The organism is Shewanella sp. ECSMB14101 (assembly GCF_000773485.1).
GTDB lineage: Bacteria > Pseudomonadota > Gammaproteobacteria > Enterobacterales > Shewanellaceae > Shewanella > Shewanella marisflavi.
The window spans coordinates 488,440-501,640 of record NZ_JSFF01000001.1; the positions used below are offsets into that span (position 1 = coordinate 488,440).

Annotated in this window: 10 protein-coding genes; 3 read left to right on the top strand and 7 right to left on the bottom strand. The window is 49.3% G+C overall.

From position 1 onward, the window contains the following. The first annotated feature begins 117 nt into the window (after nt 1-117). The 3 genes from lon (at nt 118) to ppiD (ending at nt 5,100) form a co-directional block, all read left to right on the top strand. Nucleotides 118-2,475: an endopeptidase La gene (lon, locus tag NY07_RS02115; protein ID WP_033537666.1), complete on the top strand. Its 2,358-nt coding sequence runs from the start codon at nt 118-120 to the stop codon at nt 2,473-2,475. Between the two features lie 259 nt (nt 2,476-2,734). After that, nucleotides 2,735-3,007 carry an HU family DNA-binding protein gene (locus tag NY07_RS02120; protein WP_011866302.1) on the top strand — a complete coding sequence of 91 codons (273 nt, stop codon included), beginning with the start codon at nt 2,735-2,737 and terminating at the stop codon, nt 3,005-3,007. A gap of 227 nt (nt 3,008-3,234) precedes the next feature. Next, nucleotides 3,235-5,100 carry a peptidylprolyl isomerase gene (gene ppiD / locus NY07_RS02125; RefSeq protein WP_033537667.1) on the top strand — a complete coding sequence of 622 codons (1,866 nt, stop codon included), beginning with the start codon at nt 3,235-3,237 and terminating at the stop codon, nt 5,098-5,100. A 300-nt stretch (nt 5,101-5,400) separates the two neighbouring features. On the opposite strand, the gene fabV is transcribed toward ppiD, so the two are convergent. From fabV to pspF, 7 genes are all read right to left on the bottom strand, one after another. Beyond that, nucleotides 5,401-6,603, bottom strand: a complete 1,203-nt coding sequence (fabV, locus tag NY07_RS02130; protein WP_033537668.1) for an enoyl-ACP reductase FabV — start codon at nt 6,601-6,603, stop codon at nt 5,401-5,403. 104 nt (nt 6,604-6,707) lie between these two features. After that, nucleotides 6,708-7,493, bottom strand: coding sequence for a peptide ABC transporter ATP-binding protein (locus NY07_RS02135; RefSeq protein WP_033537669.1), 786 nt, complete (start codon nt 7,491-7,493; stop codon nt 6,708-6,710). Then, nucleotides 7,468-8,481: a peptide ABC transporter ATP-binding protein gene (locus NY07_RS02140; protein WP_033537670.1), complete on the bottom strand. Its 1,014-nt coding sequence runs from the start codon at nt 8,479-8,481 to the stop codon at nt 7,468-7,470. Before NY07_RS02140 ends, NY07_RS02135 begins: the two co-directional genes overlap by 26 nt. Before the next feature lie 12 nt (nt 8,482-8,493). Further along, nucleotides 8,494-9,384 (bottom strand): ABC transporter permease subunit, encoded by an 891-nt coding sequence (locus tag NY07_RS02145; RefSeq protein WP_033537671.1) that lies wholly within the window; start codon nt 9,382-9,384, stop codon nt 8,494-8,496. Continuing rightward, nucleotides 9,371-10,402 (bottom strand): ABC transporter permease subunit, encoded by a 1,032-nt coding sequence (locus NY07_RS02150; RefSeq protein WP_033537672.1) that lies wholly within the window; start codon nt 10,400-10,402, stop codon nt 9,371-9,373. Before NY07_RS02150 ends, NY07_RS02145 begins: the two co-directional genes overlap by 14 nt. Continuing rightward, entirely contained in the window at nt 10,402-12,036 is a 1,635-nt protein-coding gene (locus NY07_RS02155; RefSeq protein ID WP_033537673.1) for an ABC transporter substrate-binding protein, read from the bottom strand. The genes NY07_RS02150 and NY07_RS02155 overlap by 1 nt, the downstream gene beginning before the upstream one ends. Nucleotides 12,037-12,123: 87 nt before the next feature. Then, nucleotides 12,124-13,200, bottom strand: coding sequence for a phage shock protein operon transcriptional activator (gene pspF / locus NY07_RS02160; RefSeq protein WP_033537674.1), 1,077 nt, complete (start codon nt 13,198-13,200; stop codon nt 12,124-12,126). Between the last annotated feature and the right edge of the window lies 1 nt (nt 13,201).

Genomic DNA, 13,201 nt, shown 5'->3' on the forward strand with positions numbered 1-13,201 from the left:
CACTCTGCTAAGCTATCATTAAGGAGTCCACTGGACTCCTTTTTTTATTTTTGCCATTGAAACCCACTAAAACACCCCAATATACTGATTAATATTGTTACCAAACGGAATCGAGCTATGACCTTAGAGCGTGAAGCGCGAATCGAACTCCCGGTACTGCCATTGAGAGATGTGGTGGTCTACCCGCACATGGTTATCCCCCTGTTTGTTGGGCGGGAGAAATCTATCCGCTGCCTGGAAGCGGCGATGGAGCAAGACAAGCAGATTATATTAGTGGCTCAGCGCGATGCTGAATTAGATGAACCGACCAGCGATGATATTTTTGACGTCGGTACCGTCGCCTCTATCCTGCAACTGCTGAAACTGCCTGATGGCACGGTGAAGGTGCTGGTAGAAGGCGGCCAACGTGCGCGCATCGACAAGTACACTCAAGAAACCGAGTATTTTATTGCCACGGCGCAATACCTTGAATCGGAAGAGCTTGCCGACAAGGAAGAGGAAGTGCTGGTGCGCTCGGCCATCGGCCAGTTCGAAGGTTATATTAAGCTGAACAAGAAGATCCCGCCTGAGGTATTGACCTCGCTCTCGGGTATCGATGAGGCCGCACGTTTAGCAGATACCATGGCGGCACATATGCCGCTCAAGCTGGAAGATAAACAGGCTGTGCTTGAGATGGTCAACGTCTCTGAGCGCCTCGAATATCTGATGGCCATGATGGAATCTGAAATCGATCTGCTGCAGGTGGAGAAGCGCATTCGCTCTCGCGTCAAGAAGCAGATGGAGAAGAGCCAGCGTGAGTACTATCTGAATGAGCAGATGAAGGCGATTCAGAAAGAGCTTGGTGATATAGACGAGTCTCATGACGAGTTCGAGACCCTGACACGTAAGATTGAAGAAGCGGGTATGCCGAGCGAGGCCAAAGAGAAGGCTACCGCTGAGCTGAATAAGCTGAAGATGATGTCACCCATGTCAGCTGAAGCTACCGTGGTTCGCAGTTATGTGGACTGGATGATCTCTGTGCCTTGGAAGCAGCGCTCTAAGATCAAGCGTGATCTGGCAAAAGCTCAAGATGTTCTGGATACAGACCATTATGGTCTGGAGAAAGTCAAAGAGCGCATCTTAGAATATCTTGCAGTGCAGAGCCGTGTTAAGCAGCTAAAAGGGCCTATCTTATGCCTTGTGGGTCCACCAGGGGTAGGTAAAACCTCTCTGGGTCAATCTATCGCTAAGGCAACGGGCCGTAAGTACGTCCGTGTTGCGCTCGGCGGCGTGCGTGATGAAGCGGAGATCCGTGGTCACCGTCGTACCTATATCGGCTCAATGCCAGGTAAGGTGATTCAGAAGATGTCTAAAGTGGGTGTCAAGAACCCGCTGTTCCTGCTCGATGAGATAGACAAGATGAGCAGTGATATGCGTGGTGATCCAGCGTCAGCGCTGCTTGAGGTGTTAGATCCTGAGCAGAACGCGACCTTTAGCGATCACTACCTTGAGGTGGACTACGATCTCTCTGATGTGATGTTTGTCGCCACTTCTAACTCGATGAATATTCCTGGTCCATTGCTTGATCGTATGGAAGTGATTCGTCTGTCGGGTTACACGGAAGATGAGAAGCTTAATATTGCCAAACAACACCTGCTGCCAAAGCAGATTGAGCGCAATGGTCTGAAAGCCAACGAGGTGACTGTTGATGAGAGTGCCATCATAGGCATTATTCGCTATTACACCCGTGAAGCCGGTGTGCGTGCACTTGAGCGTGAGCTGTCTAAGATCTGCCGTAAGGTGGTGAAGCAAATCCTGCTGGATAAGTCGGTTAAGCATGTGGACGTCAATCAAGACAATCTCAAGTCTTACCTGGGGGTTCAGCGCTATGACTATGGCAAGGCGGAATCGAACAACCAGATTGGCCAAGTCACAGGTCTTGCCTGGACTGAAGTGGGTGGCGACCTGCTCACCATCGAAGCCACCTCTGTACCGGGTAAGGGCAAGTTGACCTATACCGGTTCTCTGGGTGATGTGATGCAAGAGTCGATTCAGGCGGCGATGACAGTGGTGCGAGCCCGCGCAGAGCAGCTTGGCATTAACCCAGACTTCTACGAGAAGCGTGATATCCATGTGCACGTGCCAGAAGGGGCGACGCCTAAAGATGGTCCATCAGCCGGCGCGGCGATGTGTACGGCTTTAGTTTCAAGCCTCACGGGTAACCCGGTACGTGCCGATGTCGCCATGACCGGCGAGATCACCTTGCGCGGCGAAGTATTGCCCATTGGTGGCCTAAAAGAGAAATTGCTCGCGGCCCACCGCGGCGGTACTAAGCTGGTGTTAATCCCTAAAGAAAACGAACGAGATCTTGAGGAAATTCCGGCTAATGTGGTGGCCGATCTTGAGATTAGACCGGTACGCTGGGTCGATGAAGTTCTTAAGTTGGCGTTAGAACGACCAATCGAAGGCTTTGAAGTTGTTAAAAATTTGGTCTAACGCAAGAAAATGCCTATTTGCATTAAAAAAAATGCAAAAAGGGGCTTTTTAAAATCTAAACCTGTGGTAGCCTAGGTCTGTGGATAGCTTTCTAGCTGCAGCCCTTGGCGCTGCTGGTTTTTAGGCTTATTCCGATTTTATTTCTTAGGTTTTCCTATTTGGCTTGAACTTTAGATTCAAGCTTGTTATAAAAAGCCTCCGCAGACCGCTCTAGAGAAGGATTTGGTTGCGGCGCAAAAATTAAATTCAAGGGGATGACATGAACAAATCTGAACTAATCGAGAAAATCGCTTCTGGTGCTGATATCTCTAAAGCGGCCGCTGGTCGTGCTCTAGATTCTTTTATTTCTGCTGTGACTGATGGCTTAAAAGATGGCGATAAAATCTCTCTAGTTGGTTTTGGTACTTTTGAAGTGCGTCAGCGTGCAGAGCGTACTGGTCGCAACCCACAGACGGGTAAAGAGATCAAGATTGCAGCAGCAAACATTCCAGCATTCAAGGCCGGTAAAGCACTTAAAGACGCTGTAAACTAAGAGACTCTTAGTTAAGGTGGCCTTTGTAAACCTTACGAGTAGTTTGATAAGCACTGTTTAGACAGTGCTTTTTACGAGTAAGGGTTTTGATAATGTCAATTCACATTATCAAGCCGTTGGCCTAACATTACGCACTGTGTAAACTAGGTCTACAAATTACAAAAATGGCGCATCCTCCATATAGGTGATGCGCCATTTTATTTTCAATGCAACGAGCGAGAAATCTGATGTTAGAAAAGATTCGCGAAGGCTCACAAGGCGTGATTGCTAAAGGCATTCTCGTTCTTGTGATATTGTCCTTTGCATTTACTGGTGTAAGTAGTTACCTCGGGTCATCCTCGGAGCCGTCAGCGGCTACGGTTAATGGTGAAGAGATCAGTAAATCTGCACTGGAGCAAGCCTATCAAAGCGAGCGTGCTCGATTAGAGCAGCAACTGGGTGAGATGTACGATGCATTGGCCAGTAACGAGAGTTACCTGGCTAGCGTGAAGCAGAGTGTTTTAGATCGTTTGATCGCCGATAAACTGGTTGATCAAGCTGCTGCCGAACTGGGACTGACGGTGTCAGATCAGCAGATCAAGACAGCCATCATGAACGAACCTGCGTTTCAAACCGATGGTCAATTCGACAACGATCGTTACCTGGCACTTATTCGTCAACTGGGTTATCAAGCCAACAGTTTTCGCGACATGATGCGCGCCGACATGACTCGCCGTCAGTTGGTGGTTTCTGTGGTAGGGTCTGAGTTTGTGTTACCTGGCGAGGCCGAGTATCTGGCTAAGCTGCAAGGGCAGACTCGCGATATCCGTTATCAGGTTGTCGATGCTGAGCCCCTGTTAGCGGGCGTGACTGTTAGCGATGAAGAAGCTAATACCTACTATCAGCAAAATCAGCTGCAATTTGTGCGTCCTGAGACGATTTCGTTAGATTATATCGAGCTAAGTGCCGATATGTTGGCATCGTCTGTTCAGGTCACGGATGAAGAAGCTAAGACCTACTACGATGAAAACAAGGCGCAGTATCTGCAGCCAGAGAAGCGTTTAGCTGGTCATATTTTAATTAGCCTTGGCGATGATGATGACGCGGCCGAAGCGAAGGCAGAGGCGGTATTAGCCAAACTTAAAGCTGGTGAAGACTTTGCAGAACTGGCTAAGAGCGATTCAGACGACAGTTTTAGCGGTGAGCAAGGTGGACAGCTGGATTGGTTCGAGCAGGGTGTGATGGAAGCACCATTTGATGAGACGCTGTTTGCTCTAGAAAAAGGTCAGTATTCAGATGTGGTTAAAACCAGCTTTGGTTACCATATCATTAAGCTGTTAGACCTACAGCCAGCATCGACCTCTGCTTATGAGGATGTGAAAGATAAGATCATCGCTCAACTACAGCAAGATAAGGCGGTTAACGAGTACTATTCGCTGCAGCAGCGCTTGTCTGATGTAAGCTATGAAGTGCCTGATACCCTATCTGAGGCGGCTAAAGAAGTTGGCGTTGCGGTGAAGACAAGCCCTGTATTCACTCGTGACAATGCACCAGAGCCTCTTAACTCTCCTGATGTGCTCAAAGCGGCGTTCTCTAACACCGTATTGCTAGATGGCATGAACAGTGACGTAATTGAGCTGGGTAATAACCATGTGGTTGTGGTACGTGTTAAAACACATACTGAGGCCGGTACCATGGAGTTTGCCGATGTTAAAGCAAACATCCTTGAGCGTCTGAAACAGGATAAGGCGAACGATCTTGCTCGTGATAAAGCTCAAGAGATAATGGCAGCCATTAAAGGCGGCGATATCTCAGAAGAGATGATCACTCGTACTCAGTTAAGTCGTGGTGAGCAAGGTATAGATACTTCGATTGTCAGTAAGGCATTTGAAATGGCTCAACCTTCAGGTGACCTAGTGGTTGATACTGCAGCATTGGCTGATGGTTATGCCGTGGTGATTTTAGACAAAGTTAATCAGCCTGAGCAAGTCGATGCAAATCTGGTGACAGCGTTGAAACAAAGATTGAATTCGCAGTACAGTGAAAACGATTACCGCTCGCTTATTGCCGCACTGAAGTCAGAAGCTGAAGTGGTTTACTCGCCAGCTGAATAAAGCTATCGGGTATCCTTAAAAAGCCAGTCCAAGTGACTGGCTTTTTTATTATCTGTCATTTAACGAGCTAAGTTGGCTATGGGTTTTAAGATCACAGTGTGAAGGTGCAATCAGAGTGTCAGAGTTCAGCTAAGAGCGGATAACTCATTAAACCAGTGCATTGGGTAGTCGATAAGGAGATTAGGTTATTGAGGCGAGCAGAGGCGTTTTGATGAACATTATCAGGCGCAAGGGGAGACAAATATAAAAAAGCCACGGATAGATCCGTGGCTTTCTTCATGACACACAGCTAGGTAAAGTTTAGAGCTGCTCTACGTCAAAATTCACTTCAGGGTTAACATCGGCTTCATAGTCAACTGAGGCGATGCCGAAACCAAACAGCTTAAGGAACTCCTCTTTGTACTCTCGATAATCGGTGAGTTCGCTGAGGTTTTCGGTGGTGACGCTAGGCCACAGATCGCGGCAATGCTGCTGAATATCTTCACGTAACTCCCAATCATCTAGGCGCAGACGGTTGGCCTCATCGACCTCTGGTGCTGCACCATCGGCTCGGTAGAGGCGCTCGTGGAACATACGGTTGATCTGCTCCTGACAGCCTTCGTGAAGGCCCTCTTCGCGCATCTTCTTAAACACCATAGCAATGTATAGCGGCATTACAGGGATCGCCGAGCTGGCCTGAGTTACCACGCTTTTTAGTACAGCGACATTCGCGCTACCGCCAGTGGCTGACAGCTTATCGTTCAGTGCGTGTGCCGCGCGGTCTAGATCCATCTTGGCTTTGCCCAGCGCACCGTGCCAGTAGATAGGCCAGGTCAACTCTGTACCTATGTAGCTGTAGGCAACGGTTTTGCATTGTGGGGCTAAGACACCGGCTTCAGAGAGGGCGTTCATCCACAATTCCCAATCTTGGCCACCCATGACGGTAATTGTGTCTTGGATCTCTTGCTCAGTAGCAGGCTCGACACTTGTCTCTATGATAAGGTCTTTGTTGGTATCCACAGCCGTTGCCGTGTACGTTTCACCAATGGGCTTAAGTGATGAACGTACCAGCTCTCCGGAGTCTGGCAGCTTTCTTACTGGTGAGGCCAGGGAATAAACCACCATGTCTACTTGACCCAGATCTTGTTTGATCAGCTCGATTGCCTTTTGCTTAGCTTCATGGCTGAAGGCATCGCAGTTTAGGCTTTTCGAGTATAGGCCATCTTGCTTTGCAAACTTGTCGAAGGCGGCAGAGTTATACCAGCCAGCCGTACCAGGTTTAGTTTCGGTACCTGGTTTTTCAAAAAAGACGCCGAGGGTTGCTGCGCCGCTGCCGAAGGCCGCTGCGATGCGTGAAGATAGACCATAGCCACTTGAAGAGCCGATCACCAATACTTTTTTGGGGCCGTTTGCGACCGGACCTTTTGCCTTAGTGATGTTAATTTGCTCTAGTACATTTGCTTCACAGCCAACCGGATGAGTGGTGGTACAAATAAAGCCACGTGTTTTTGGTTTGATTATCATGTTTCTGCTTCTCTTGAAAAAGTGCCATAAGGATAAATAAACCAAGAAGAAATGGCACATGTTTTTTAGTAATAAGACGTTAATGCTCCAGTGGTTGGAGCAGTTTAACGCTTGTAGGAAAACATCGTCTGTTCTTGGATCAGTCGCTGGGTGTATTCGTGTTGTGGCGCACTAAACAGTTTTTCAGTCGTGGCCTTTTCCACCATTTTGCCCTGATGCAATACCATGATCTTGTCGCTAAAGTGGCGGATGATATTCATGTTGTGGGAGACGAAAATATAGGAGAGCCCCATCTCCTGCTGCAGCTTGAGTAGCAGGTTAAGGATCTGTGAGCGTACCGAGAGATCCAATGCCGTTAATGCCTCATCGGCTATGATGATTTTGGGGTTTAGCATTAAGGCTCTGGCCACGGCTACCCGTTGTTTCATCCCCTCTGAGATCATATGGGGGTAAAAGTCGGCATGCTCGGGCAGTAAGCCGACCTTTCTTAAGGTGTCGACCACTTGGGCAAAACGCGTTTGTTTGTCCAGATCCGTATTAAACCTCAGGGGTTCATCCAAGAGCTCACCTACAGTAAGACGTGGGTTGAGTGAGGTGTTTGGGTCTTGGAAGATCATGCGGATTAGGCGGCAGCGTTGTTTGAGGTTACGGCTCTCTAATGCTTCGCCCTCAAATAAAATTTCACCATCTGTGCGTTGCTCCGCGCCGACCAAAATGCGTGCCAAGGTACTCTTGCCTGAGCCGGTTTCACCAACAATCGCCAGGGTCTCGCCACGATTGAGCTCGAAAGAGATAGGTTCGAGCGCGTGATGATACTGACGCTTAAAGCCTTTATAGCCGGCGAAAAAGGTTTTACTCAGTCGATCAACTTTTAGTAAGGGGCTCTTCATGGCATGGCTCATTGTGATAAGGAAAATGACAGGCAAAATAACGGTCTTTCTGATGACACAGGCTAGGCTGATTGACACATAGTTTCTGTGCCTGGGGACAACGCGGACCGAGTCGGCAACCTATTGGAAGATGTTGCAGCGCAGGCGCGGAGCCAGGTAGTGTCTGCATCATGGTCTTGTGATGTTCAGGATTTGAATAGTCAGGAATATTGTCCAATAGCGCCTTAGTGTAGGGGTGATAGGGATTGGCGATCACATCGCTTGTCGCTCCCGATTCCATCACCTGACCGCTATACATCACAGTTAGGCGGTCGCTCCATTGGGATAAGGTTTCTAACTCGTGACTAATTAATAGGATAGAGACGTTTTGCAGCTGGTTTAGCTTACTCAATAGACGAAATATTTGTGCCTGGGTGCGCACTTCCATCGAGTTGGTTGGCTCATCGGCGATCAACAATCTGGGTTGGTTGGCCACGGCGATGGTAATCATCACCTTCTGGCATTCGCCGTCTGATAACTCCCAGGCATAGCTGGACATGATCTTCTGTGTCTCTTTGATGCCGACCTTGTGTAACCATTGCTGTGCTTTTTTACGTTTGTCACTGCCACGTTTCCACCAAGGGAGATCTTTGTTTTCCGGCATCGCCTCAATGATCTGAGTGCCGACTGCGATGGCCGGATCCAGGCTACTGATAGGGTCTTGAAAGATCATTGCCATTTCGCTGCCCATGAGCGCGCGGCGCTCGCTGGGTGACATATCCATCAGATTTTGGCCATCCCACATCATGCGGTCGGCTTGTATGGTCCAGTTGTGACCTGGAATGCCCAAGATGGCTTTGGCAAGCAGTGTACGACCCGAGCCTGATTCTCCCACCAAGCCGTGCACTTCTCCTGGATTAAGGGTCAGACTCACCCGCTCCAGCGCCTTCACTCGGCCATGGGGCGTATCCAGTTCTATGGTGAGGTTTCTAATGTCCAGTAGTGGCATAGGTTTGTCTCATTAGGAGCGAATAGGGGAGAGGGCAGATCGCAGCCCGTCGCCCACAAGGTTAATGGCCAGTACGCTGCACAAGATAGCCACGCCGGGGATGGTCACAGTCCAAGGGGCGGTGAGTAGGTTGTCCATGCCTTGAGATACCATGGCGCCCCATTCCGGGCTAGGTGCCTGCGCCCCGAGATTGAGAAAACCCAGTGCGGCAATATCCAAGATAGCCGCGGAGATCCCTAGAGTGGTTTGAATAATCATGGTATCCATTACGTTTGGCAAAATCACATACCAGAAGATCTGTAGGCTGTTGGCACCATCGAGTCTGGCGGCGGTAACATATTCTTTTTGCCGTTCTTCATGTACCGCCTGGTGAATGGCGCGCACAAATTGTGGCGTTAAGGCGATGCCCACCGCCCAGAATACGTTACCAAGCCCAGGGCCTGTCACGGCAACCACTAAGATCGCCATCAAGAGCGAAGGAATAGAGAGCAGGGCATCTAATAGATGGCTGAGAATGCTGGATTTAAGCCCTGTCATCATGCCTGAGATAGAGCCGATAACAAAGCCTACCAAGAGGGCGGTAATTACGATGGCAAGGGCCATACCGAAGGTCAGGTGAGCGCCATGAAGTAATCGACTGAAGATATCCCGGCCCAGATCGTCAGTACCGAGAAAATGTTCTACTGTGCCAGAGGGTTCCCATGAAGGCGCTAGCAAGAGTGCCAGGGGATCTTGATGCTCCGGGCTATAAGGTGCGATCAGCGGACCAAATAGTGCCAAGAGCAACAGACAACAGACGGCCCAGAGTCCCGCGAAGGCAAAGGGATTGTCGGTAAAGGCTGACCAGATCCGGCTCAGGGGAGAGGGAATATGATCTTCCTGATAGATTTTAATTTGCGGCATAAAGCTCTTTCCTGCTGAGGGGATTCATTGCCGTATGGATCACTTCGATAAGAATGCTCAAGAAGATGATAATTAGGGCAACGGCTAAGATCCCACCCTGAATCACAGTATAATCACGTTGATAAATCCCCGAGACTAACCAAGCGCCTACGCCCGGCCAGCTAAAGATCACTTCTACAACCATAGCATAGCTGGCAAAGGCGCCTAACATCAGGCCAAGGTTTTTCAATACAGGGACAAAGGCGTTCGGTAGGGCATGGCGCAGCACTATGGTACTGGTGCGCAATCCGCGTGCCTCGGCCGCCTTGATATAGGTCTGATCCATGATGGTTATCATGGCTGAGCGTGTGATACGTACCACTACGGTAAACGGCAGTACCGCAAGTGTTACTGCTGGTAAGATGATATGCAGCAGGGCGTCAATAAAGGCCGATGTCGCGTATTGTGAATCGGACAGCAGGGTATCGATAAGCAAAAAGCCGCTGACAGGTTTTATGTCGTACAGCAGGTTGATCTGGCCCGAAATGGGCAGCCACCCCAGTTGCACGCCAAACCAGAGCGAGAGTGACAGGCCTAACCAGAATACTGGGATAGAGTAGCCTGTCAGGGTGATCGCCATAATGGTGTGCTGTGTGATCTTGTGTTTGCTTAAAGAAGCCAAGACGCCTAAGGGAAGACCGAGGATAAGGGCGATAAGGCCTGCAACGATGCCTAACTCGAAACTGGCGGGTAACACGGCCGAAAGTTCATCGATAACTGGGTTTTGAGAGGTCGCGGAAATGCCTAAATTACCTGTCAGTCGCTGGTGCAGATAGGCGATAAACTGATGCACTTGAGAACTGTCGAGTTGATAGTCTTGCTCTATCTGCATCAGTTCTTCACTGGTTGGTGATTGTAAGCCAGTTAGCGCGAAGGTATGTTCTACCGGAAATTTTCCCGTGGCGATAAACATCACCAAAAAGAGCACAAAGGAGGTTGCCAGGAACAAATTGAGTCTACGGATCAGGTATCTGGCCATTAGTTACTCTCCTTTGCAGCAGGCTGGGACGCCGAGGTGTTGGTAAAGGAGATACCGCCAAAAGGCGTTAACTTAGATTCTGTGACCGATTTTTGTTTGACCACCAGGCGGGTGGCGTGAGCAAAAGGTAACAATGGCATCTGCTGGGCAATATAGTGTTCCGCCTCCTGATAGAGCTTGGCGCGTTTTGCTCTGTCAGTGGTCGATTTCGCCGCATTGAGAATCTGATCAAATGCTGGGTCACACCAACGAGAGCGATTGCTGTTAGAACCCACCGAGGCGCAGCTTAAGATCGGCGTAAAAAAGTTATCCGGGTCGCTGTTGTCGGCGTTCCAGCCAATAAGCACTGAGTCATAGCCGTGCTGGCTCAGTTTCTGATTGAATACACTCCAGTCGTAGTTAACGATATTGACCTTGACGCCAATGTTGGCCATATCTGCCTGAATCAGCTCTGCTGTTTTATGGGCGTTAGGGTTATAGATACGCGCAACAGGCATGGCCCAAATATCTATGGTGAGATCGTGAACCCCAGCCTCGCTAAGCAATTGACGGGCTTTCTCGGGGTTATAATCGATCAGACTTTCGTTGGCGGAGTAGGCCCAAGAGAGGGGCGGCAACAGGCCGACAGCCTCTTCTGCGGTCTTATGGTAAACGGCTCTGAGAATGTTTTCTTTGTCTACAGCGTGAGCCAGCGCGCGCCGAACCCTGACATCATTGAGGGGAATACGCTCTGTGTTGAAGGCCCAGAAGGCGACATTAAATCCTGGCAGTGAATCGACCTCAAGATCGTCTTTATCGATGACAACTGGCAGTTCGCCCGCTTTTGGTAAGGCTGAGATGTTACAGTCACCCGTGATGAGCTTTGCTAAGCGAGTGGTGCTTTTTGGCGTTATATCAAACACAAGCTGGTCGACTTCAGGGGTGAGACGCCAGTAGTCAGGGTTGCGGTAGTAACGGATAAAGTCATTTTTAACATAGTCGATAAGACGAAACGGCCCAGTGCCTATGGCTTGTTTATCCAGTAACTCAGCTTGGCCAGATTGCAATAGCTGATCGGCGTACTCTTTGGAGAGAATAATCGCAAACCCGGTCGCCAGATTTGACAAGAAAGAAGCATCTTTATGCTTGAGATGGAAGGCGACATGGTAGTCATCAATCTTCTCAATAGCGTCGATCAGTTCGGCAAAGCCAATACTCTGGAAAAAGGGGTAACCTGTCTTGGAGACAAAGTGGTAAGGATGGTTAGTGTCGATAATGCGATTGAAAGAGAAGAGCACATCGTCGGCATTAAAATTACGGCTCGGGGTAAAACTGTCTGACTGATGAAATTGTACGCCCTGGCGTAGCTCAAAGGTGTAGACCTTCTCATCCTCGCTTAATTGCCAAGAGGTGGCCAGTGACGGGGTCATCTCTCCCGATTTGGCGTCATAATCGACCAATCCATCATAGAGCTGCTGTGAGGTAGCATCGACCGTAGTGCCTGAGGTAACCAACTGGGGATTAAAAGATTCTGGATTGCCTTCAGAGCAGTAGACCAAGCCTGAGGGCACGCGTGTTGGCCCACAGGCTGACAACAGTGGCACAATACAACAAAACGCCGAACCTAACGTGAGACGTTTGAGCAGCTCTTTCATCAGTAGATGTAATAGTTGTTTGAATGAAGAGGTTTATTTTAACAGTGGGATGGAGTTAGGGGCAAACATCATCTGCCCCTGAATGCGTTATTTATCCAGTAAGTTGTACTTTTTCAAGATACCCCTGAGCTGGTGATAGCTGAGCCCGAGCAGTTCGGCGGTTTTCTTCTGATTATATTGACCTGTCTCTAAGGCTTTTTTGAGCAGTGAGATCTCTTGATGTTCGCAGTGCTCTTTAAAGTCGATGGGGAAACAGATTTCATCGCCAGTCGAGACAGTGCTTTGCGCCTTAGGCTCTGGCTTGTCCGTGTCGCTCTCGCTCTGGCGCGGCGTATCGACCTGGGCTTGACGAGATTTGGTCTTGACACGATTCGTTGGGCGATAGGGAGAGGCGAAGGGATCGATCACTATGCTGTCTATGGCTTCATCTTGCTCCGTATTGCGATAGACGGAGCGCTCAACTACGTTCTTTAACTCACGAATATTGCCTGGCCAGCTGTATTCCATTAACTGTTCTATTGCATTTGGGCTAAAGCCATCAAATTGTAGCTGTTTTAATTGGCGCGCCATGCCGATGGCAAAGTATTCTGCTAGCGGCATGATATCTTCCTTACGATGACGCAGTGGTGGCAGCGTGATCACATCGAAAGCCAGGCGGTCGAGCAGGTCGGCCCGAAATTCGCCTGCTTCGGCGAGTGAGGGCAGATCTTCGTTGGCGGCGCACACTAATCGCACATCGGTCTGCACGGTTTTACTACCGCCCACGCGTTCAAACTCACCATATTCGATGACCCGCAGTAACTTCTCTTGTATGAGTCCAGAGGTGTTGGCCAACTCATCTAAAAACAGTGTGCCGCCATCGGCACGTTCGAAACGCCCCTCATGTTTCTTATTCGCGCCGGTAAAGGCGCCGGCATCATGGCCAAAGAGTTCACTTTCAAGCAAGTTTTCACTGAGTGATGAACAGTTTAGCTTGATAAAGCTTTGATCCCAGCGTTTAGAGAGATAATGTAAGCGCTCGGCGATCAGTTCTTTACCTGTGCCGCGCTCGCCAATAATTAAGACAGGCTTTGATAGCGGAGCAATTTTTGATACATGCTCTAGGACTTCCAAGAGGGCGTTTGACTGACCTATAAGGTTGTCTTGTTGAAATTGATTGGCCACT